This window comes from Pseudoalteromonas sp. Hal040 (assembly GCF_037162425.1).
GTDB classification, from domain to species: Bacteria; Pseudomonadota; Gammaproteobacteria; order Enterobacterales; family Alteromonadaceae; genus Pseudoalteromonas; species Pseudoalteromonas gelatinilytica.
In genome coordinates, this window is record NZ_JARLUU010000001.1 from 3603406 (window position 1) to 3626344 (window position 22939).

Here is a 22939-nt window from a genome sequence, read left to right on the forward strand (position 1 = left end):
GCCTTAAAAATAATAACAATAGTGACTGCAAGGTTACTCAAAAAGGATGCCGCCATGCTCAAACACCGTATAGCTCACTCACTCATCAGCCTACCACTATTGATTGCTGCCCATGTCAGTAGCGCAGCTGAACTACCACAAGCGATTGATACCGCCTTTCAATCGGCGGTGAGTGCGAAAACGGTGCCGGGCATTACTGTCGCAGTGGCCGATAAATCAGGAATAATCGCGGCAAAGGGTTATGGTTTTGCCGATATAGAAAACCAAGTTTTAATGAGTCCCGAGCATAAGGTTCGCATTGGCAGTGTCTCTAAACTTATTGCTACAGCTGCTATGATGCGCCTTTACGACAAGGGATTGATTAAATTAGACAAACCTATAACCAGCTATGTAACTAACTGGCCAGAGAAACACGCAACTTTAACACTCCGTCAGCTCGCGTCACATACCGCAGGGATCCGCCATTACAAAAAAGGCGCCAATGAGTTTTTACTCAACAAATGGTATGGCGATATTGATAGCGCTTTAGCCATGTTTAAAGATGATCCCCTACTGTTTGAGCCGGGCACCAAACAACAGTATTCAACATTTGCTTGGACATTAGTTAGCGCCGCGATGGAAGGCGCTGATCCGAAACGCAACTTTCGACAAATTATCGAACAAGAAGTCTTCGCGCCACTCAAGTTAAACGACACATACTTTGATGAGCAATTTACCCTGATCCCACATCGCGCAAGACCTTATAGTGTTGATCAGGGCCGTTTAATTAACTCACCGCAAACCGATCATAGCTATAAATGGGCTGGCGGTGGCTTTATTGCAACACCAAGTGATATCGTCAAGTTTGCAGTAGCTCACACGCAGGGTAATTATCTAAAAGCAACCACAGTGGATGAAATGTTTACCCCAGCCAAACTCAATAATGGTGAACAGGTCAATTTTGGTATTGGTTGGATGACAGGTTTCAAAAACTATCAGCAAAGAGAAAAATACCAACATGAAACTGAACTACAAGCATTGATGGCCGACATGCCTCACGCCGTAATGCACTCTGGCGGTAGTATGGGTGGCATTACCATGACCATTATGTGTGTTGATCATCAACGCGCGGTGACTGTGGTTAAAAACGTCAATGGTGATAACAGCGCAGATGTATTTGCGCTTGCCCTACAAACCCTGAGCTATTATCACCAAGACCTCTGATTCTACTTAACAACTCGCTTAATCTAGTGAGCAATTTTAAGACAACTAAACCTTGTTGATAACAAGGCAAAAACTTCGTTGCTCTCGACAATTGCTCCTGCATCCATACAGTCGTCAATAAGACGTTTTTAATGACGGTAGCGACAGGTCTAACCCCTTAAAATAATTAAGTATTATTTAGAAGCAGCATTATTTATTACTTTAATGTTTCTTCCAGCCACTCCAAACATCGTCTTGTTGGTTAGCTTTATCTTTTTTCTTTTTCTTACCTGTTCCCGCAGGTTTCGCTACGGGCTTATCGTTTTTAAGTGCCTGGGCAGCATCAAGGTTTGCTTGATTTACGGTAAAACCTGCCACTTCTTCACGCTCTAAACGAAATTTATTTTTCTTTTCGATAATTTTAAAATGATGAAAGTCTTCGTAATCAATCAGTGATAACGCTAAGCCTATTTCTCCGGCGCGGCCACTTCGGCCAATACGGTGCATGTAATCGGCAGGGCTACGCGGTAAATTAAAATTAATCACTACAGGCAATTTAGCAATATCTAAACCACGAGCAGCAATATCAGTGGCAATTAACACCTCAATTTCGCCATTTTTAAACTTTTCGATTACGCGAGTACGCTCACTTTGGCCTTTATCACCATGAAATACTTGTGCATTGATGCCACGCTTTTCAAGCTTATTTGCTAAATGCTCACAATCTTTTTTTGCATTCACAAAAATCAGCGTTTGGCGCCATTTATGGTTTTTTATCAAGTGCGCTAAAACTGTGGTCTTCTCACCTTTATTAACGGTAAATACACGCTGTACTAGAGTGCTCTCCTGTTTGCTTTGCACTTGTATTTCTACAGGGTCATTTAACAGCTTTTGGGTTAATAATTTAACCTGCTCTGGAAACGTTGCAGAAAACAGCATTGTTTGTTTTTTAGCGGGCATAAGTGCTAATAGCTCAGCAAGTTCTTCGGTAAAACCAAGACTCAACATGCGGTCTGCTTCATCAAGCACTAAGGTGTTTACGTTATCAAGCTTAATAGCATTGCTTGAAATCAAATCAAGTAAACGCCCAGGAGTTGCAACGATAATATCTGCACCGCCTCGCAATGCTTGCATTTGCGCATTCACCGACACACCACCGAATACCGCGACAGTTTTAATCGCACCATTAAAGTTTGCAGAATATGATTTAACGCTATCAGCTACTTGCACCGCGAGTTCTCGGGTTGGCACTAAAATAAGCCCTGAAACAAAGTTACCTTTGCCTTGTGTTTTTTTAACTGCCTTACCTAAAAACACTTTTGCAACATAGGCAAAGCAAATGTCGCTGTTTTACCTGAACCGGTATTTGCTCCTGCAATTAAGTCACTACCCGCTAAAATGCTTGGAATTGCTTTTGCCTGAATAGGTGTTGGCTGGGTATATTCAAGATCCGCCAATCGAGCAAGTAGCTCTGGAATAAGGCCAAGTTCGTTGAAATTGCGCGAGTTTGTGGCTGAGGTCATAAAAAGTGTGGGCTCATTACTAAAATAGCCTGCGATTTTAGCGCATTAATTACCCATAAAGTAGGAATTAGTGATTTAAATAACTTTTAGATAACAGCCACTGGTTTATGGTAATTGCTCAATATTAAAATGAGTGCTTAAAAGCCAACAACTAAGTTGGCTATATTATTAACTCTTACTCAACTGTGCTTCTAACCTCGTTTTTGTCTCTTTTAAGTAATCTGGGTAGGGGTACGAGTCATCTGCAACAGCGATTGCAGCCTCAATTTGAACTAATGCTTGGCGAGTATTACCTTGCATCTCATAGCCATATGACAATGCTGACAGTGCATACGCTGATTTAGGGTAGTTTTTGATATTGTACTTAAACACCTTAATAGCCCGCTCAAATTGCTGGTTATCCGTTAAGCTGTAACCCAGCATCCTAACAGCGCGGTCTGGTGGCGCTATTTGCTCGCCCCATTGCTGAGATAAACGTTGATAATAGGCATCAATTGATGAAACATCATCGCCTAGTGCACTCAAAGGCATATGTTTAGATAAAAATAAGCCATGGTACGCATTAAATGCCCCAGCAGCTGAGGTTAGGTTATGCGAAACGCCTGCAAAGGCGTCGCTCTTAAAGCGCAGATTTGGCACTTTACTATTTTGCATCGTTTGCTGCATATCATCGTATCTTTCGCGCATAATGCCGGCTTCTTCACCGATATTCATATATACATAGCTGTTAATACTTTTGGCTTTAGTAACAAAGGTATTTAGACTCTTAGCCGGGGCGCCATAGTTCCACCATACCGCAGGGCTATAAGCAATGTGCGCTTGAAATAACTCAGGGTCAGCTTGCATTGCGTAAAGAGCAAATACACCCGCAGCAGAGGCTCCTGCGATAACTCTATAATCATGAGTACGATACTGTTTATTAACCAAAGGCATCAGTTCTTGCTCTACGAAAGCTAAAAACTTTGCTGCACCACCGCCTTCGCCAACAGGCCCTTGTGGTTCTTTGTTCACTGTAGGATAAAAATCTCTAAGTCGATTAGTACTTTCAATTGCAACTACAATCACCTCTGGCGCTTGATCATTTTGTTGTAAGCGTTCAAGCACAGCATTAATTAAGGGTAAATTACCGGCCCCATCCAAACGATAAATAACGGGATACCTTTTGTTTGGATGTGTTTGATAGCTTTTTGGCAATTGCACAACGACAGTGCGTTGCTCACTAAGATTACTTGATTCGATAGTATGCGTATGTTGGCTGTAATTTGTAACCGCCTCATCTGCAGCGGGTTGAGCCATTACATGACTAGTACAGAGTAAAAAACCACTAATACAGAGTAACTTAAATAGTCGCACGACTTATCCTTAAGAAATATTGGTAATTTTTTAAGCTAACAGAATTGCAGGTACAAACAAAGATAACTTATGTACTTTTTCGTAAAAAAGTACATGAAAGTCATTCTTTTAGCTAAAGCGTATGGCGCAATATTTGCCCAGCGCTTTTACCCGTCATGCCATCCGGTGATTTAATGACTTGGCCATTAATAATGACGAATTCAATTCCTTCTGCGTACTGATGTGTTGCGCTAAACGTTGATTTATCAGCAACCGTAGCAGCGTCAAGTATGACAATATCAGCAGCATAGCCTTGTGCTATCACTCCTCGGTCAGTTAGGCCCATTCTTGCTGCGGGTAGACTGGTCATTTTACGTATTGCATCAGGTAACGAAATCACTCCTTGTTCACGCACATAATGACCTAGTACTCTGGGGAAAGTGCCGTACCCGCGTGGATGGGGGTTGCCCTTACCAAGTTCTGAACCACCCGCATCGGTGGCGATTGCAGTAATTGGGTAAGCCATGATGTACTTAACATCATCTTCATTAATAGCGTGGAAGATCCCCTGAGCACCACCATTTGCTTGAATTTCCATGGCAAGTTCAGCGGCTTCATCAATACTTTGCACTCGCCCTTCACGTTTTAATACTTCAGCAAAGGTTAGCCCATCCCATGCAGGGTTTGCCGCATAATGCGCTATTTGCAACCTTGCGGGGTCACCACCGCCCCTGTCTTCACGGATATTTTTGATCAAACCTTGTTTTATTTTTTGCCTTAACTCTGGATTTTGTAGACGCTTTTCAACTTCAGCTTGGCCACCAGCCAATGACCATGCAGGAAATAAAATAGCAAATCGCGTAGAAGAAGCCGTGTAAGGATACTGATCGAGGGTGACATCTAAACCCGCTTTACGAGCATCACGGATCATCTGAATAGTGTGCTTACTCTCACCCCAATTTGGATGACCAATCAGCTTATGATGAGAGATATGCACAGGAATACCTGTCTCTTTTGCAACATCGAGCACTTCATTCATCGCCGTGACAATCTCTGCGCCTTCATCGCGCATATGAGAGGCAAAAAACCCTTGCTGAGCATGAGCGGTTTCGGCAAGCACCTTTACCTCAGCAAAGTTTGAGTACACACCTGGAACATATTTTAGCCCAGTCGATAAACCAAACGCCCCCTGCTGCATCGCTTTATCGACCAATGCTTGCATTGCTTTTAGCTCATCAGCGCTGGCAAGTCGTTGCTCTTCACCCATAACAGCTTTACGAACATCATTATGGCCAATTAATAAGGCTAAGTTAGGCCCTAGAGGTGAACGCTCGGTTTGCGCAAAAAATTGCTTAAAGTCGACAGGAGAAAAACCACAGTTACCGCCCAAAATAGTGGTAATACCCTGCTGCACTAAGTTATCGAGCAGAGGTAGCTCTACAATTGAACGCTCAGCATGGGAATGTAAATCGATAAAGCCCGGCGCTACAACCTTGCCATTGGCATCTATAACTTGTTGAGCTTTGTCAGCGGCCATATCACCAATTTTAGTGATCTTGCCACTTTCAATACCAACATCTGCGCGAACCGCTTTGCCGCCAAGACCATCGAGCAACATCGCGTTTTTGATGATGAGATCAAAAGATTGCCCATAAGCAATCCCCGAGCTGAGCACTAATACAGAGAATCCTATTGAAGTTAAAACACTGCGCTTTTTCATTGTTATTATCCTTAGCCTGAGTGTTTAACCATCCTAATCAATTGCAATACAAATTGCATCAGTGAACACTAATTAAGCAAATTACAGACACAAAAAAGCCGGCTAATTAGCCGGCTCTCGATACTTTAACTTACTCTACCGTCACCGATTTTGCTAGGTTTCGAGGTTGGTCTACGTCGGTGCCTTTAATAACCGCGACATAGTATGAAAGAAGCTGAAGTGGAATTGTATATACAACTGGGGCAATCACGTCATCTACATGGTTTACGTTGATTACACGCATTGTTTCGTCAGATTCAAACGCTGAGTCTTTGTCTGCGAATACATAGATAATACCGCCACGAGCACGTACTTCTTCTACGTTTGATTTAAGCTTTTCAAGTAGTTCGTTGTTTGGTGCCACAACAATGATTGGCATGTCGGCATCAATCAACGCAAGAGGGCCATGCTTAAGCTCACCCGCCGCGTATGCTTCGGCGTGAATGTATGAAATTTCTTTCAGCTTAAGTGCACCTTCCATCGCGATTGGGTACTGTGAACCACGACCTAAGAACAGTGAGTGGTGCTTATCAGCGAATTCTTCAGCTAAATCTTCAATCCCTTCTGCAAGTAGTAATGCTTCTTCTAACTTGTTAGGAAGTGTTTTAATTGCATTCACAATCGCACTTTGATCTAGGCCTTTTTCTTGGGCAATAGATGCCGTTAGCATTAATAAGCCAACAAGTTGTGTGGTGAAAGCTTTAGTTGATGCAACACCAATTTCAGCACCTGCTTTTGTCATAAAGGCTAAATCAGATTCACGTACTAACGATGAACCCGGTACGTTACAAATGGTCATTGACGCCATGTAACCTTGCTGTTTTGCAAGACGAAGTGCAGCAAGCGTATCGGCTGTTTCACCAGACTGTGAAATTGTCACAAGTAAGCTGTTTTCATGTACAAATGATTCACGGTAACGGAACTCAGAAGCAATCTCGACATTACAGCTTACGCCTGCAAACTGCTCAAGCCAGTAACGAGCAACCATGCCTGAGTGATATGATGTACCACAGGCAATAATTTGTACGTGTTTTACGTCTTTAAAGATTTGCTGAGCGCTTTCGCCAAAGGCATCAATCGCGACAGTATCATTAACTAGGCGGCCATCAAGCGTGTTACGTACAGCAAGTGGCTGCTCGTAAATTTCTTTCAGCATGTAGTGACGATATTCGCCTTTACCTGATGCATCTTGCGTAATGTTTGATTCAATCACTTCGCGCTCAACTGCGTCGCCGTTTGCATCAAAGATTTCAACACTGTCGCGAGTAATACGAGCAACATCGCCTTCTTCAAGGTAAATAAAGCTACGTGTAACAGGTAATAAAGCAAGTTGGTCAGAGGCAATAAAGTTTTCGCCAAGACCTAAACCAATCACCAATGGGCTACCTGAGCGCGCTACGATGATTTCGTTGTCGTTCGCTTTATCAAAAACAACTGTACCAAATGCACCTTCAAACTGCTTCACAGCAGCCTGTACTGCAGCTAAAAGCGTATCGTGTTGTTGGCGAAGTTGGTGAATAAGGTGCACCATAACTTCAGTGTCTGTTTCTGATAAAAACTCATAACCGTCGCCTTTTAGCGCATCGCGTAGGCTGGCATGGTTTTCAATAATACCGTTATGAACGAGGGCAATTTCGCTGTTCGAAATATGAGGGTGTGCATTCGCTTCGGTTACACTACCATGGGTAGCCCAACGTGTATGTGCAATACCAGTAGTGCCTTTAACAGCAGCTTCATTCAGTGCCGCTTCAAGGTTAGCAACCTTACCCACTGCTTTTACAGTGTTAAGCTCAGTACCTTTAAGTAAAGCCACACCTGCTGAGTCATAGCCACGGTATTCAAGGCGTTTTAGGCCTTCAACAAGAATTTTATTTACTGGGCGTTCTGCAACAGCCCCTACGATTCCACACATAATCTCTCCTTTTGCACATGCCAAAGTGTTTTACTTTGGGCGAGATGTGTTGTCATAAAATGATGCGTAATAAGGTGTTGTCGGTCTTATTACGGGTTATTCAATTTCTGCACAGATCAACTGCACGCCACATGCTGTTATCGCCTCGCGCTTATCTGCGCTTAGGTTGTTGTCTGTGATAACTGTGGTTACACGCTGCCAAGGCAGTTCTAAATTCGGTATTTTTCGGCCAATTTTTTCTGACTCAACCAGCACCACTACCTCACGGGCAGCTTCAGCCATCACCTGGCTAAGCCCCACTAATTCATTGAAGGTTGTAGTACCTCTATCAATATCAATGCCATCGGCACCAATAAAAAGTTGGTCAAAGTCGTAAGAGCGTAGAACATTCTCCGCAACTTGGCCCTGAAACGATTCTGAATGTGGATCCCAAGTTCCGCCGGTCATCAAAAGTGTTGGCTCATTTTCTAATGAAAGCAGTCGATTAGCGACATTTATAGCATTTGTCATCACCACTAAACCGCGTTTACTAGCAAGCTCAGGGATCATCGCTGCTGTAGTGCGACCGCTATCAATGATGATGCGGTTATGATCTTTAATAAGCTTTGCAGCCGCCTGTGCGATTGCCATTTTGCGAAGCGAGTCGCTTTTCTCGTTGCTATTTGCAACGATTTCTTGCGGCAATGCAATAGCGCCACCGTAACGGCGTAGCAACAAGCCACTTTTTTCAAGGGCTGTCAGATCTTTACGAATCGTCACTTCAGAGGTTTGAAACTGCTCAGCTAACGCTTCAACAGCAACTTCTCCAAGTTCATTCACTTGGCTTAAGATAGTATGGCGACGTTGTTGAGTGTTTCGTTTTGTCATAAAGTGAACTACATAAGTTTCGTTTCGAAAGTTCTGAGATTTTAAACGAAACAATATAAATGGCAAGTGAATGATCGTTAACCTACACAGCTTTAATTTTGATCTTCATCACCAACACGCTAAGCTATTGGCAAATATAACCATGAACATGCCCCATGAAAGAGTTTAATAGCCTCGATAAGTCCTTACTCGAACAACGAAAAAATGCCCATGAAGTTTGTCGTTTATTTGCCAAAAGCCCCAGTAAAGGCAATTTAAAACGACTAAAAGGCATGTTTGCTCACTGTGGCGAACAGGTTGTTATTGAAGCAGGTTTTCATTGTGATTATGGCAGTGGTATTAAAATAGGTGATCGAACCTTCATAAATATTAACTGTACAATGCTTGATGCGCCACTATCTGATGCGCAAATTACGATCGGCGATGACTGCTTAATAGGCCCTAATGTACAAATACTCGCGGTATCGCATGCAGTAAACCCAACCGAGCGTTTAGCAAAAGCTAATTTTGCAGCGCCGATTAGCATTGGCAACAATGTATGGATTGGTGCAGGCGCTATTATACTTGCGGGTATTAAAGTTGCTGATAATTCAGTGATTGGCGCAGGGGCTATAGTTACCAAAGATGTCGCGGCAAATACTCTAGTAGCAGGTAACCCTGCGGTGAAGGTTAAAGACCTTTAACCCTATCTTTACGCGCTAAAGCACGCCCTACGTAGGTAGTTATTTATGGCGTCGTATTTAAAACTAAAAAAGCCCAGCTGTATTGCTGGGCTTATAATTAGGAGTTAGTTAACTGTTATTCATATCGCAAGATAAGCGATGGTCTGGTGCTTGCGGCCTTAAAGGCTAAGCTTGCAACGGTAATCCAGGTAATCGCTGCCACCGCGACGGCGGCAACTAAATACACCCATACAGCTTGTTCTATGCGGTCATTAAAGTTAGCTAACCAATCTCCTACTAAGAAGTAAGTCACTGGATACGCAATAGCAATACTGAGCGCCACCAGCACTAAGAACTCTTTAGCAATAATATTAACGATACTGATGCGAGATGCACCTAGCACTTTTCGAACGGCCACTTCTTTTTGACGACGCACTGTTGCAAACGAAGCCAAACCAAAGGTACCTAAACAAGTTAAGAACACGGCAAGAGCGGTAAAGATTAAAACGACATTCGAAATTCGCTCATCACCTTTTAACAGGGTTTTGTAGTTGTCTGCGAGTAAGTTAATTTTTGGCTCATAGATATTGGCTGTGCTTGCTAATACTTCAGCGATCTGAGCTTTAATGTAAGGCAAGTTTTGCTGATCAATCGTTAAAATTAGTTCTGATACTGGTGATAAAAAGTTAAAGCCACATAAGAACATAATATTTGAGTTGGCATCTTTAGCATTACCTACTTTTACGTCTTCAACCACACCCACAACACGCATATCTACGCCGCGACCTGAGTCTTTAATTACCTTACCAATAATGTCACTCATGTTAGTGTAACCCGCTTGTCTTGCGACAGATTCAGTCACGATGGTGCCCGTACTTGTTACTCCATTTTCACGGCTTGCCCAATCACCAGCAAACTCACGACTAAAGTCACGACCAGCAACCAGTTTTAATCCTAGTGTTTTTACAACATCGTAGCTTGCGCCAACAACAGGCGTTAAGCTGCCAGAGGCTTCACCATTTGGCCACGTTGGCATAAGTGTATTATTGATTGAAACGGTTAAACGGGTATCAATGACTGTTGTTTGCTGTACGCCTTGAATTGCGCTAATACGGTTAACTAAGGCATTTTTTTCTTTCGTGAATACTTCGCCTACAGGTAGCTCTGAAATAACCAATCTTTGTGTTGTTTCATAGCCTAAAGGTAAGCTCTGCAAGTAAGTTAATTGCTTTAACAAGGTAACAGAGGCAATAATTAAACCTATTGCTAATGAAGCCTGTAAGGTTAGTAAGCTCTTACGAACCCATATTGCAGTATTACCACGTTGTAAGTCTCCACTTAAAACGCGTTTTGCACTGAATGACGAAATAAAGAATGCAGGATAAAGCCCAGCTAATATACCCACAGCAATTGCGACTACAATAATTGCAATGCCAAATTCAGAGGCATAATTCACGACCAATTCGCGGTCTACTAGTTGATTAAAGCTTGGTAAAAATAGCTCCACTAAAGCACATGCAATCACCATTGAAAGCATTGATACCAACACAGATTCAGATAAAAACTGCGTTACTAATTGGCCTTTACTTGCGCCAAGCGCTTTACGCACACCCACTTCTTTTGCACGTTTCGTCGATTGAGCGACGGTCATATTGATGAAGTTAAAACCTGCAATAAGAATAAGTAACACGCTTAAACCAACACAGATCATGACCACTTGTTTAGCACCACCTGCTTTCATCTCAAACGGTGATTTTGCCGTTAGGTGCAAATCAAGTAATGGATGCAGCTCTAAACTAACTTGCTCCAGCATCGAATTGCTAAAAAAGCGCTCTGTTAAGGTTTTAGCTAATGCATCGGTATCGGTGCCCTCAGCTACACGTATATAAACATAACTACTGTTGATGTCTATTTTGCTTGGATCATGCTTAACATAAACAAGATTTTTAAAGGCAAAGTGAGTGTTGTCTGCTAAATCTGCAAACACGGCACGCACTGTGTATTGTCCTTGTTCATGCGTAAGTGTTTCACCAATCACATCGATGCGACCAAAAATGCGCAGTGCTTCTGACTCACTTAAAGCGAGGCTGTCTGGAGTACTCATTGCTGTTGTTAAGTCACCCGCAATCGTCTCCATAGCAATAAAATTTTCAATATTTGCTGTAGCACCATATAAGGCATTTAACTTATAGCCTTGGTTGCGGTAACTCACATCAACCATGGCTTCACGAGTCAACTCGACCATAGTTAATCCGAATACTTCTTCAACTTGGCTGTAATCTTCGGCCTGCTTTGACTGCACATAATTAAAAATAGGCACCACAGCTAAACCGAGTTTTGAGAAGTCCTGGCCAACGCGATAAACACGCTCAGCATGTGGCTGTTGGCTATCGTACGAAAGCTCATTTTTTGCAAACAAAGCAACTAGAATTGCCGCAGCTAAGCCCACACTTAAACCCAGAACATTTAAAATAAAGTGCTGCTTTTGGTTTTTAAACGCACGCGACGCGGTGATCAAATAACTTAAAATCATGTTATGCCACCTCTGCTGTTTGTTGAACACGGTTAGCTTTATCAACCATCACTTGGCCATCAAGTAAGCGCACTAAACGGTCAGCATAATTGCCTTCTTTTTCTGAGTGAGTAACCACAATTACCGTGGTACCTTCGCGATTTAGCTCACGCAGCATCGCCATGACTTCATCACCATTTTTTGAATCAAGGTTACCCGTAGGCTCATCCGCTAAGATTAGTTTTGGATTAATCACCAGAGCTCGGGCTACTGCTACACGTTGCTGCTGACCACCCGATAGCTGCTGCGGTAAGTGATCTGCTCTATGGTCGATTGCAACACGTTTTAAGATTGCGTCTACTCGCTGTTTACGTTCACTTTTTGAGATGTTTTGATATTGTAGTGGCAGCTCAACGTTTTCAAATACTGTTAATTCATCAATTAAGTTAAAGCTTTGGAAAACAAAACCAATCGACGCTTTTCTAAGTGCCGCTAATTGTTTTTCACCAAACCCTGCGATGTCTTCGCCTAAAAATTCAAAACTGCCTGCCGATGGCGAATCCAACATACCTAAAATAGAAAGTAATGTTGATTTACCACAGCCAGATGGCCCCATAATGGCAAGAAACTCGCCTTCGTTTACATGTAAGTTAATGTTATTAAGCGCTGTTGTTTCAACATCTTGAGTACGGAATACGCGTGATAAGTTAGTTAATTTAATCATTGTTTTTATCCTTAAAATTGTAGTTGTTGTGCTTTATCAAAGTTGCTATAGCTAGAGGTGATCACGCGATCTCCGGCGCTTAGGCCACTTAACACTTCATAATAGTTTTGATTCTTTTTGCCAAGACGAATGTCTTTTCGTACTGCACGATTGCCATCTTTATCCATGACATAAACCCAGTTACCTCCTGAGCTGGTAAAAAATGCGCCGCGCTCAAGTAATAAAGCAGTGCCTTTGCTATCACCTAGCATCAGCTGCACATCAAGGCTTTGCCCACGTTTTATGTTGCTCGTGCCGTTTGGTAAGTCGACCTCAACCTGAAACTGTGATTGCTGAACACGGCTATCAATTTTGCTAACCGTGGCCGCAATTTCGCCTTGCTCGTGTTCAATAAGCACTTGCATACCTGTTTGAACTTGGCTCAGGTAAAACTCATCTAGTCTCACAACTAGCTTGTATTCATTAGGAATATCAATCTGCCCTAGGCGAGCACCACGACCTTTTGATTCACCAATTTCAACATCAAGCTCACTTAAATAACCGTCTGCTGGTGCTGTTACGAGTAAGTTTTCAAGGTTCTTTCGCGCAAACTGTAGGTTTTTCTCTAGCATGTCGGCGCTATCTTTTAACTGAGCTACTTGAACTTCACGAATGCTGTTTTCTTGCTTTTGACGCTCAAGGGTTAGTTCTTTACGCGCTTTGTAATACGCTAAGTCTTCTTGAATTTCAGATAATTGCTCTTGTGCTAACACACCCGTTTTCACTAGCGGCTGAGTCTGTTTTAAGCGACGCGATAAATGCGTAATTTTAAGGTCTATTTCAAGCAAATCACGGCGTAAGTTTAAACGACTGGTTTCCATATTCATTTGCGTGTTACGTAAAAAGTTAAGCTGCTCAGTCACCTGTGCTTCACGGCTCATCACATCAAGCTGCAAATTGGTATTACTTAAACGCACAAGGGGTTGGCCTTTTTTAACAAACTCACCTTGCTCAACAAGTCGCTCTTCGACTTGGCCTCCGGCAATGGTGTCGAGGTAAATAGTCGTGCGAGGCATAACCTGACCACGAAGACTTAAAGCATCAACAAATTCACCTTGTTGTACTGTGCTAATCGTTAAGCTTGTTGCGGTTACTTGCTGGCTACGACCTGTTTGCTCAGTTTGTGTGAAACCATAAGCTGCAGCCGCAACAGCTAAGCATGCCGCTGCAATGAGTGATTTCTTAAAAAATGCTTTGTTATTTGAGCGTGTAATTTTCTTATCCATGTTGACGACTTTAAGTTATCTAGGTGCTAATTACCTATAGATAAAACAACTCTTGTGCCAACTTTTATTTTTATTAAATTACAACAACTTACATAAAAACCAATAAAGATGCATATAATCAAGTGTCCGCTTATAGAACACTTCAAAACCCATATATCGTCCATAAATGGACACTCTTACTATTTTCAATTAGTCTTAGTGTTCCCATAAAGGAATAACAATAAATAGCTATGAAACAAGCAGGATCAATTCTTATCGTCGATGATAACCCCGACGTACTTATCGCCGCACGATTACTTTTAAAGCAGCATTATCAGGTTGTAAAAACCACAGATAACCCCTTTGATATCGAAGGTATCATTAACGCACAGCATGAGGCGGATCAGGCCATAGATGTTGTGTTACTCGATATGAACTTCACGCAAGACTCAATTAGTGGCAAAGAAGGATTCTACTGGCTAAAAAAATCATGAGCCAAGACACAAACATTGCGGTACTGCTTATGACGGCCTACAGCGATATTCAGCTAGCGGTCGAAGCAATTAAGGCCGGTGCCTCTGACTTTATTGCCAAGCCTTGGCAAAATGAGCAATTACTCGGTGCTGTAGCGGCGGCATTTTCACACGCTAAAGACAAACAGCAAGTTGGTAAACTTACAAAGCAAAAACAAGCCTTGCAGCAGTCAATCGGCAATCAACCATTTGAGTTTTTAGGCCAAAGTGATGCCATGCAGCAGGTTTTTTCGGTAATCGACAAAGCAGCCAACACAGATGCCAACATATTGATTAGTGGCGAAAGTGGCACAGGTAAAGAACTCACCGCACATGCAATCCACAATGCAAGCCAGCGCCAAAGCCAACCCTTCATAAGCCTAGACATGGGCTCACTGGCCGAAAGCCTGTTTGAAAGCGAACTATTTGGCCATAAAAAAGGGGCGTTTACTGGCGCGAAAGAAGATCGCATTGGCCGATTTGAGCTTGCTCATGGTGGTAGTTTATTTTTAGACGAGCTAGGTAATTTACCGCTTAACCAACAAGTTAAGCTACTTGCGGCACTACAAAACAGGCAAATAACACCGGTTGGTGGCTCAAAAGTCATCGATATTGATATTCGTTTGATCTGTGCAACCAATGAAAACCTCGAACAAGCAGTGACTGAAGGTAAATTTAGGCAAGACTTACTGTACCGTGTTAATACCGTAGAGATCCGTTTACCAGCTCTGCGTGAGCGCAGTGAAGACATTCCATTACTGTGTAACTACTACTTGCAGCACTTTGCACATAAATACAAACGTGAGCTCTCGATTGCGGCATCAGATATGACACGTTTAAGCCAGTATCATTGGCCAGGCAATGTCCGTGAACTTGCGCATGCAATTGAGCGAGCAGTCATCCTCTCAGAAGGTACAGAGCTCGATATAAGCTCAGTGATAAGCTCACCAAATCCTGCTGTTAGCACAAGTGAGCTCTCTTCAAATGCCACTGACTACGACACTTTTGATCTTGAAATCATCGAGCAGAGAACCGTTCGTGCAGCTTTAAAGCATTTTCAAGGGAACGTGAGTCATGCAGCAAAAGCGCTCGGCCTAACACGCGGAGCCATGTATCGTCGTTTAGAAAAATATGGACTTTAATCTATGCGAAATTTCATTAGCTTAGCCTGCCTATTAGCTGCACTAATTGGTTTATCAATAGCTTTGTTTTGGCAAGTAGAGCAAAGCGGGTTTTCTGCAATTTCGGCACTTTTAGTTATTTTAAATTTGGTATGTGCCGCGCAAATTTTTAATTTATTTAAACGCCAAACAAGGCGTGCAGATATGGTGTTTCGCGCTTTAGCAAATGGAGACAGCACATTAGGCTTTGGCGACCAACACCCTATGCAGCAGCAATTTGAGCAGGTTAAACAACAAATTCAGGCTGCACGTTTTAATGCAGAGCAACAAGCCCAGTTCTTACAAGCGCTATTAATTCATATCGATTTAGCAGTATTAGTATGTGACGAACAAGGCACTATTATTGAAAGCAATCCGGCGGTTAGTCGTTTGCTTGGGCAGGCTGTAAAGCACATCGATGATTTAGGTGTAATAGCCAACCTAGTCCAAGACGCTAAACAAAATAGCCGTAATACCGTGCCATGGCAAAATGGTGAGCAGCACGATACGTTATCTGTGCAGATCAGTATTGCCGAGATCCAAGGTAAAGTTCGTAAAGTGATCAGTTTGCAATCTATTCATGATCAGCTGCAATTAAAAGAGCAACAAGCTTATAAGCGTCTTACCAAAGTACTAACCCATGAAATTGCTAATTCGATTACGCCACTCTCTTCATTAGCACAAACTTGTACGGCACTGCTGCCAAATGAGCTTAGTTTTGATGATCAGGAAGATAAACAAGACTTGCAACTCGCCCTAACAACGCTCGCATCGCGAACCGAGCATTTAGGGGAGTTTATAGCGCAATTTAAAAAGGTTAGTAGCTTACCTGCCCCACACTTACAGCCACATATTCTGGCCGATCTTGCCAAGCAAGTTGTTGCTCTGCACTCACAACAAGCTAAGCAACTTAATATTACGTTGAATTTATCGGTGCAAAGCCAGCAGTTAGTAATGATAGATAGAGGCCAAGTTGAACAAGTAATAATAAACCTGCTTACAAATGCCCTTGATGTCCTTAAGCAGTTAAATAGTCCAGAGTCAGCAAAGTGCATTGAAGTAAGCATTGCACAAAATGCTAATCAGCAACTGTATTTAGAGGTCAGCGACAATGGTACAGGTATCAGCGATCATGTGATTGAGATGATTTTTGTGCCATTTTTTACTACCAAACAACAAGGCTCAGGAATAGGCTTAAGTTTATCGCGCCAGATCATGCTCAATCATGGCGGCGATCTGGTTTATATCAAACGCCAGCAAGGAGCCTGCTTTCGTCGCGTGTTCGGCTAACTTACATAGTTAGAACACTTACTTACAATTTGCTAAGGCGCTGTTTGGTATCATGTACCCATTAACGTTTAATGGACTAACCAATATGCGAAACCTTGCCTTAGCACTGTTTTCTTCACTTGCCTTCATTCCTGCTACAAGCTTTGCTGGTATTTATGACAGCCCTAATATGAACCTGTTTGTTAAATCAGAGCATAATAGTACTGATTCAATCACCTCAGCCGGCATCGAAGTTATGGCTAAAAATAACTACAGCAATTTCGGCGCAGCATTTACAACGGCACTAGGCTCAGCAGAAGTATTTACTAAAAAAGGTGATCGGGAGACATTTCTCACCTTAGATAGCGGCATCAAATTTGGTTATTTCAGTGATTTTTTTGTCTATGGCGAAGTAGGCTTAGATTTAATTGAGCTTGCTGTATACGACGACCGCGATGACCACGACTACAGCGACCGCTATGATGACGACCACAATAATATTGATGGCTATGTTGGTGTGGGTATGGGCGTGGACTCAAAGCCATTCAGAATAGAGATCTATGCCAGAGCCAGAGAAATAGACAGCCGCTATTGGGAAGCACAAAACCATGGTTATGCTGGGTTACAAGTAAGTATTTCGTTTTAACTTCAATTGGGTGAGTAAGTTAGCGAGCTGTTAATCTAATGGTCATTTTTAGCTCACCCTATGTTAAGCTTAGGCGCTTTAGTTTACCCGCACCTAAGTTAACGGAGTATTTTAATACGTGTTTTTAAATCGATTTTTAGGCCTTGTTGTTGTTTCTCTTATTGTAACAGGCTGTCAGACTGCCCCTGAGTCTCTTCCCGAAAAGAAGCCCACCATCAAAGCCAATCCTGGTACTGTGGTTGCAGAAGCTAAAACAAAACAAGTAGACGCGGTGACACCGCTCAAACCAAGTGAGCTTGATGACGTATGGCAGCGTATTCGCATTCAACTACAGTTTAGCGATTCAAGTCACCCAGATGTGCAAAAGCGCATTGCTTGGTACCTTACTCATCCAAATTACATGGAAGAAATAAGCCGCCGTGCAGCGCCGTATTTGTATCATATCGTTACAGAAGTAGAAAACCGTGACTTACCAATAGAACTCGCTCTAATGCCGCTTATAGAGAGCGATTTTGATGCCAGTGCCTATTCGCACAAACATGCATCGGGTTTATGGCAACTCACCCCTCAATCGCCAAATACTTCAAAGTAAAAATTACCCCTTGGTATGATGGTCGCCAAGATGTGGTCGACAGCACCCGTGCTGCTTTGGATTTTATGGAATACCTTTATAAACGCTTTGATGGCGATTGGTATCACGCTATTGCTGCCTACAATATTGGTGAAGGGCGAGTATTACAGGCAATTGCTCGTAATAAAAAACAAGGAAAGTCGACGGACTTCTTTAGTTTAAAACTACCGTCGCAAACCAAACAATACGTGCCTAAGTTACTGGCCGCAGCACAATTATTAAAACACCAAAAAATGATATTCCCTGCGATTAAGAATGAGCAGGCGATTGCGACCTTACCATTGACTGGTGCAGTGATCTTGGCAGACAAAGCGAAATGGCAAGAGCTTGAAGAGCTAAACCATGGTGTTATCCGATACCCAGCGGTGATTGATGCGCCACATATTGTGGTTCCCAAAGATCAGCAAGCAAGTTATCAAATTCTATTAGCTAATCAAAAGAGCAATGATTATAGCCAGTGGCAACATTACACAGTTAAACGCGGTGATAGCTTAAGTGTGATTGCAAAGAACTATAAAGTAACAGTTAGCCAACTGAAAACCTTCAATAACCTAAAAACAAACACCATTCGTATTGGTCAAAAACTGATATTGCCGCAATTGGCTGATCAGCAAATCGAGTATAAGGTGAAATCTGGCGACAGCCTTTGGAAGATTGCAAAGCAATACAAAGTCAGTATCACTAAGCTTAAACAATGGAATAACCTTTCAAGGGATAATTTAAGAGTAGGTGAAAAGCTCACCGTATTTATCTCAAATAGTTAATACCAAATCAGGGAGTTTTACTCCCTGTCTCTTTTATCTATCCAATTAAAGTTGTATCTTTATTAGTCTATAAAAACAACAATCAATAATTATGGATAATCAGCAACAGGACGTAAGCTGTTCAACAGTTAAAACAGAGCAAGACTCTAACGTTGAAGAGCAAACAAAGACCACACAGCAAAAAACTCAACCTGCTAGCAACCAGCATAAGGCATGGTTTACCAACGAGCGACTAAACCTATTTCTCGCACTCTGTGCCATTATTATCTCCGCAGCCTCCTTTTATGCCACTTACTTACAAGCCAGCGCCGCAGAACGACAAGTAAAAGCCGCAACCTGGCCATGGCTCGAAGTGATGACGGGGAATTTTAATGAGGAAAAAATTCTGAAGAAATTACTTTTTACATTAAAAACTCAGGATCAGGCCCAGCCATTATTAAATACGTAAAATTCTTCCATGATGAAAAGCCATATACCGAGATATTTAAAGTAATAAAAGACTGCTGCTTTGACATCTATGCTTACCAAGAGCAATTAAATAAGTTGCAAAGTGAATCACCAGAGATCAATTTCTTTGAAAAATTTGGTTGGTTGTATACCGGCGTTAGTAATAACCGATTATTAGCCTCAGGCGCTGAACTTAATCTTTTTGGTTTTAAGAAAACAGGTTTCAATGCAACTCAGTGGGACAAGGTAAATGACCAACGCTTTAATATCAAAACCGAGATCTGCTACTGCTCGTTGCTAGAACAATGCTATCTAAGCGATGGCCGCGGCGATGTGAGAGAAATACAGCAGTGTGAGTGAGTTAGCGAGTTGCGAGAGTAAAGTTAGCGAGGGGAAAGTTGCAAGAGTAAAGTTTGGAAATCTGCCCAACCTACCAGGAGAATGAACAGGGTTAGCTTAGAATGACTCTGTACTAAACAACACCGCAGTTAGACTTTACTCTTGCTAACTTGCAACTCGCTAACTCATGTCGGGTTTCGCTTCGCTCTACCCAACCTACCTCAAGAATGAATAGGGCACGTTGGATGCTCCAGACGCAAAAAAGCCCGATTCTTTCGAATCGGGCTTTCTCTTATTTGGAGCCTGGCGATGACCTACTTTCACATGGCAAATGCCACACTATCATCGGCGCTGTTTCGTTTCACTACTGAGTTCGGCATGGGGTCAGGTGGGTCCAAAACGCTATTGTCACCAAGCAAATTTGGTTTTAATTCGCTCTTTTGAGCAAATTAATAAATCTGGAATTCTGATATTAAGTAAATGTCTACTTTAGTAACTTAACTTCTGTTCGTTACGCTGTCATAAAACGCGTTTGGCGTTGTATGGTTAAGCCTCACGGGTAATTAGTACAGGTTAGCTTAATGGCTCACACCACTTCCACATCCTGCCTATCAACGTTGTAGTCTTCAACGGCCCTTCAGAGACTTTAAAAGTCTAGTGAGAACTCATCTCGAGGCCTGCTTCGCGCTTAGATGCTTTCAGCGCTTATCAGTTCCGAACGTAGCTACCGGGCAATGCCATTGGCATGACAACCCGAACACCAGCGGTTCGTTCACTCCGGTCCTCTCGTACTAGGAGCAACCCCTCTCAATTCTCAAACGCCCACGGCAGATAGGGACCGAACTGTCTCACGACGTTCTAAACCCAGCTCGCGTACCACTTTAAATGGCGAACAGCCATACCCTTGGGACCGACTTCAGCCCCAGGATGTGATGAGCCGACATCGAGGTGCCAAACACCGCCGTCGATATGAACTCTTGGGCGGTATCAGCCTGTTATCCCCGGAGTACCTTTTATCCGTTGAGCGATGGCCCTTCCATTCAGAACCACCGGATCACTATGACCTACTTTCGTACCTGCTCGACGTGTCTGTCTCGCAGTTAAGCTGGCTTCTACCATTACACTAACCGTACGATGTCCGACCGTACTTAGCCAACCTTCGTGCTCCTCCGTTACTCTTTGGGAGGAGACCGCCCCAGTCAAACTACCCACCAGGCACTGTCCGTAACCCCGATAAGGGGCCGACGTTAGAACATCAAAACTACAAGGGTGGTATTTCAAGGACGGCTCCACAAAGACTAGCGTCTCTGCTTCAAAGCCTCCCACCTATCCTACACATGTAGGTTCAATGTTCAGTGCCAAGCTGTAGTAAAGGTTCACGGGGTCTTTCCGTCTAGCCGCGGGTACACAGCATCTTCACTGCGATTTCAATTTCACTGAGTCTCGGGTGGAGACAGCGTGGCCATGGTTACACCATTCGTGCAGGTCGGAACTTACCCGACAAGGAATTTCGCTACCTTAGGACCGTTATAGTTACGGCCGCCGTTTACCGGGGCTTCGATCAAGAGCTTCGTCCGAAAACTAACCCCATCAATTAACCTTCCGGCACCGGGCAGGTGTCACACCGTATACGTCATCTTGCGATTTTGCACAGTGCTGTGTTTTTAATAAACAGTCCCAGCCACCTGGTCACTGCGGCTCCCGTCCGCTTAGAGAGCAAGTCTCATCACAGATAGGAGCGTACCTTCTCCCGAAGTTACGGTACGATTTTGCCTAGTTCCTTCACCCGAGTTCTCTCAAGCGCCTTAGTATTCTCTACCTGACCACCTGTGTCGGTTTGGGGTACGATTCGGTATAATCTGAAGCTTAGAGGCTTTTCCTGGAAGTATGGCATCAACAACTTCACCACCTTGGTGGCTCGTCTCGTGTCTCAGTCTTAAGAGTCCGGATTTTCCTAAACTCTCAACCTACTCACTTTCACATGGACAACCAACGCCATGCTTGTTTAGCCTGCTCCGTCCCCCCATCGCAATTATACCAAGTACGGGAATATTAACCCGTTTCCCATCGACTACGCCTTTCGGCCTCGCCTTAGGGGTCGACTTACCCTACCCTGATTAACATGGGATAGGAACCCTTGGTCTTCCGGCGTGCGGGTTTTTCACCCGCATTATCGTTACTCATGTCAGCATTCGCACTTCTGATACCTCCAGCATACCTCCCGGTACACCTTCAACGGCTTACAGAACGCTCCCCTACCACTCAAACAAAGTTTGAATCCGCAGCTTCGGTGCATAGTTTAGCCCCGTTACATCTTCCGCGCAGACCGACTCGACCAGTGAGCTATTACGCTTTCTTTAAAGGATGGCTGCTTCTAAGCCAACCTCCTGGCTGTCTGGGCCTTTCCACATCGTTTCCCACTTAACTATGACTTTGGGACCTTAGCTGGCGGTCTGGGTTGTTTCCCTCTTCACGACGGACGTTAGCACCCGCCGTGTGTCTCCCGGATAGTACTTTACGGTATTCGGAGTTTGCAAAGGGTTGGTAAGTCGGGATGACCCCCTAGCCTTAACAGTGCTCTACCCCCGTAAGTATTCGTCCGAGGCTCTACCTAAATAGATTTCGGGGAGAACCAGCTATCTCCCGGTTTGATTAGCCTTTCACTCCTAGCCACAGGTCATCCCCTAACTTTTCAACGTTAGTGGGTTCGGTCCTCCAGTTGATGTTACTCAACCTTCAACCTGCCCATGGCTAGATCACCGGGTTTCGGGTCTATACCTTGCAACTCAACGCCCAGTTAAGACTCGGTTTCCCTACGGCTACCCTAATCGGTTAACCTCGCTACAAAATATAAGTCGCTGACCCATTATACAAAAGGTACGCAGTCACCCTCGAAGGGCTCCTACTGCTTGTACGTACACGGTTTCAGGTTCTATTTCACTCCCCTCACAGGGGTTCTTTTCGCCTTTCCCTCACGGTACTGGTTCACTATCGGTCAGTTGGGAGTATTTAGCCTTAGATGATGGTCCACCTATATTCAGTCAAAGTTTCACGTGCTCCGACCTACTCGATTTCACTTAAGATGCATTTTCGTGTACGGGACTATCACCCTGTATCGTCAAACTTTCCAGAATGTTCCACTAACACATAATAAGCTTAAGGGCTGGTCCGGTTTCGCTCGCCGCTACTTCCGGAATCTCGGTTGATTTCTGTTCCTACGGGTACTTAGATGTTTCAGTTCTCCGCGTTCGCCTCTTACACCTATGTATTCAGTGTAAGATACCTGCAAGCAGGTGGGTTTCCCCATTCGGAAATCCTAGTCTCAAGCGCTTTTTACTAGCTTGACTAGGCTTATCGCAAGTTAATACGTCCTTCATCGCCTCCAACTGCCAAGGCATCCACCGTGTACGCTTAGTCACTTAACCATACAACCCAAACGGGTCTTTGTTAGTGA

General features: G+C 43.4%; 13 protein-coding genes, 2 rRNA genes and 3 pseudogenes. 8 read left to right on the plus strand and 10 right to left on the minus strand.

The window, feature by feature from the left end; translation table 11 throughout:
- Positions 1-54 precede the first annotated feature (54 nt).
- Positions 55-1203: a serine hydrolase domain-containing protein gene (locus P4S60_RS16765; protein ID WP_337116696.1), complete on the plus strand. Its 1149-nt coding sequence runs from the start codon at positions 55-57 to the stop codon at positions 1201-1203.
- 201 nt (positions 1204-1404) lie between these two features.
- Here the strand turns inward: P4S60_RS16765 and P4S60_RS16770 are convergent.
- The 5 genes and pseudogenes from P4S60_RS16770 to P4S60_RS16790 all read right to left on the minus strand — a co-directional run bounded on the left by P4S60_RS16770 (position 1405) and on the right by P4S60_RS16790 (position 8575).
- Positions 1405-2705: pseudogene (locus tag P4S60_RS16770) on the minus strand (DEAD/DEAH box helicase).
- Positions 2706-2873: 168 nt separating this feature from the next.
- Entirely contained in the window at positions 2874-4001 is a 1128-nt protein-coding gene (locus P4S60_RS16775) for an alpha/beta hydrolase-fold protein (protein ID WP_442961489.1), read from the minus strand.
- 169 nt (positions 4002-4170) lie between these two features.
- Positions 4171-5757: an N-acyl-D-amino-acid deacylase family protein gene (locus P4S60_RS16780; RefSeq protein WP_337116698.1), complete on the minus strand. Its 1587-nt coding sequence runs from the start codon at positions 5755-5757 to the stop codon at positions 4171-4173.
- A 130-nt stretch (positions 5758-5887) separates the two neighbouring features.
- On the minus strand, positions 5888-7708 hold the full coding sequence (gene glmS, locus P4S60_RS16785; protein WP_138625651.1) for a glutamine--fructose-6-phosphate transaminase (isomerizing): 1821 nt from the start codon (positions 7706-7708) through the stop codon (positions 5888-5890).
- Between the two features lie 96 nt (positions 7709-7804).
- On the minus strand, positions 7805-8575 hold the full coding sequence (locus tag P4S60_RS16790; protein ID WP_188729327.1) for a DeoR/GlpR family DNA-binding transcription regulator: 771 nt from the start codon (positions 8573-8575) through the stop codon (positions 7805-7807).
- A gap of 155 nt (positions 8576-8730) precedes the next feature.
- Between P4S60_RS16790 and P4S60_RS16795 the strand changes: the two genes are divergently transcribed.
- On the plus strand, positions 8731-9258 hold the full coding sequence (locus P4S60_RS16795) for a sugar O-acetyltransferase (protein WP_337116699.1): 528 nt from the start codon (positions 8731-8733) through the stop codon (positions 9256-9258).
- Positions 9259-9373: 115 nt separating this feature from the next.
- On the opposite strand, the gene P4S60_RS16800 is transcribed toward P4S60_RS16795, so the two are convergent.
- From P4S60_RS16800 to P4S60_RS16810, 3 genes are read right to left on the minus strand one after another with little or no spacing between them, the layout of a single operon-like run.
- Positions 9374-11770, minus strand: coding sequence for an ABC transporter permease (locus P4S60_RS16800; RefSeq protein ID WP_337116700.1), 2397 nt, complete (start codon positions 11768-11770; stop codon positions 9374-9376).
- Position 11771: 1 nt separating this feature from the next.
- Positions 11772-12473 (minus strand): ABC transporter ATP-binding protein, encoded by a 702-nt coding sequence (locus P4S60_RS16805; protein ID WP_062566384.1) that lies wholly within the window; start codon positions 12471-12473, stop codon positions 11772-11774.
- An 11-nt stretch (positions 12474-12484) separates the two neighbouring features.
- The gene (locus tag P4S60_RS16810; protein ID WP_337116701.1) at positions 12485-13738 is read right to left on the minus strand and encodes an efflux RND transporter periplasmic adaptor subunit; all 1254 of its coding nucleotides are present in this window, start codon (positions 13736-13738) and stop codon (positions 12485-12487) included.
- A gap of 230 nt (positions 13739-13968) precedes the next feature.
- Between P4S60_RS16810 and P4S60_RS16815 the strand changes: the two are divergent.
- The 6 genes and pseudogenes from P4S60_RS16815 to P4S60_RS16845 all read left to right on the plus strand — a co-directional run bounded on the left by P4S60_RS16815 (position 13969) and on the right by P4S60_RS16845 (position 19506).
- Positions 13969-15371: pseudogene (locus P4S60_RS16815) on the plus strand (sigma-54-dependent transcriptional regulator).
- A gap of 3 nt (positions 15372-15374) precedes the next feature.
- The gene (locus P4S60_RS16820; protein WP_337116702.1) at positions 15375-16679 is read left to right on the plus strand and encodes a sensor histidine kinase; all 1305 of its coding nucleotides are present in this window, start codon (positions 15375-15377) and stop codon (positions 16677-16679) included.
- A gap of 85 nt (positions 16680-16764) precedes the next feature.
- Positions 16765-17304 carry a hypothetical protein gene (locus P4S60_RS16825; protein ID WP_337116703.1) on the plus strand — a complete coding sequence of 180 codons (540 nt, stop codon included), beginning with the start codon at positions 16765-16767 and terminating at the stop codon, positions 17302-17304.
- 490 nt (positions 17305-17794) lie between these two features.
- Positions 17795-18699, plus strand: a pseudogene (locus tag P4S60_RS21565) (LysM peptidoglycan-binding domain-containing protein).
- 91 nt (positions 18700-18790) lie between these two features.
- The gene (locus P4S60_RS16840; protein ID WP_337116704.1) at positions 18791-19147 is read left to right on the plus strand and encodes a hypothetical protein; all 357 of its coding nucleotides are present in this window, start codon (positions 18791-18793) and stop codon (positions 19145-19147) included.
- A 95-nt stretch (positions 19148-19242) separates the two neighbouring features.
- Positions 19243-19506 (plus strand): hypothetical protein, encoded by a 264-nt coding sequence (locus P4S60_RS16845; RefSeq protein WP_337116705.1) that lies wholly within the window; start codon positions 19243-19245, stop codon positions 19504-19506.
- A 280-nt stretch (positions 19507-19786) separates the two neighbouring features.
- Here P4S60_RS16845 and rrf read toward each other — a convergent pair.
- Positions 19787-19901, minus strand: a 5S ribosomal RNA gene (rrf, locus tag P4S60_RS16850).
- 126 nt (positions 19902-20027) lie between these two features.
- Positions 20028-22910 (minus strand): 23S ribosomal RNA (locus tag P4S60_RS16855).
- Positions 22911-22939 lie beyond the last annotated feature (29 nt).

Coding starts and splice junctions, on each gene's coding strand:
- P4S60_RS16775 (WP_442961489.1), bottom strand. CDS start 4,001: ATGGCTCAACCCGCTGCAGATGAGGCGGTTACAAATTACAGCCAACAT.
- glmS (WP_138625651.1), bottom strand. CDS start 7,708: ATGTGTGGAATCGTAGGGGCTGTTGCAGAACGCCCAGTAAATAAAATT.
- P4S60_RS16780 (WP_337116698.1), bottom strand. CDS start 5,757: ATGAAAAAGCGCAGTGTTTTAACTTCAATAGGATTCTCTGTATTAGTG.
- P4S60_RS16790 (WP_188729327.1), bottom strand. CDS start 8,575: ATGACAAAACGAAACACTCAACAACGTCGCCATACTATCTTAAGCCAA.
- P4S60_RS16840 (WP_337116704.1), top strand. CDS start 18,791: ATGGATAATCAGCAACAGGACGTAAGCTGTTCAACAGTTAAAACAGAG.
- P4S60_RS16820 (WP_337116702.1), top strand. CDS start 15,375: ATGCGAAATTTCATTAGCTTAGCCTGCCTATTAGCTGCACTAATTGGT.
- P4S60_RS16800 (WP_337116700.1), bottom strand. CDS start 11,770: ATGATTTTAAGTTATTTGATCACCGCGTCGCGTGCGTTTAAAAACCAA.
- P4S60_RS16810 (WP_337116701.1), bottom strand. CDS start 13,738: ATGGATAAGAAAATTACACGCTCAAATAACAAAGCATTTTTTAAGAAA.
- P4S60_RS16825 (WP_337116703.1), top strand. CDS start 16,765: ATGCGAAACCTTGCCTTAGCACTGTTTTCTTCACTTGCCTTCATTCCT.
- P4S60_RS16805 (WP_062566384.1), bottom strand. CDS start 12,473: ATGATTAAATTAACTAACTTATCACGCGTATTCCGTACTCAAGATGTT.
- P4S60_RS16765 (WP_337116696.1), top strand. CDS start 55: ATGCTCAAACACCGTATAGCTCACTCACTCATCAGCCTACCACTATTG.
- P4S60_RS16795 (WP_337116699.1), top strand. CDS start 8,731: ATGAAAGAGTTTAATAGCCTCGATAAGTCCTTACTCGAACAACGAAAA.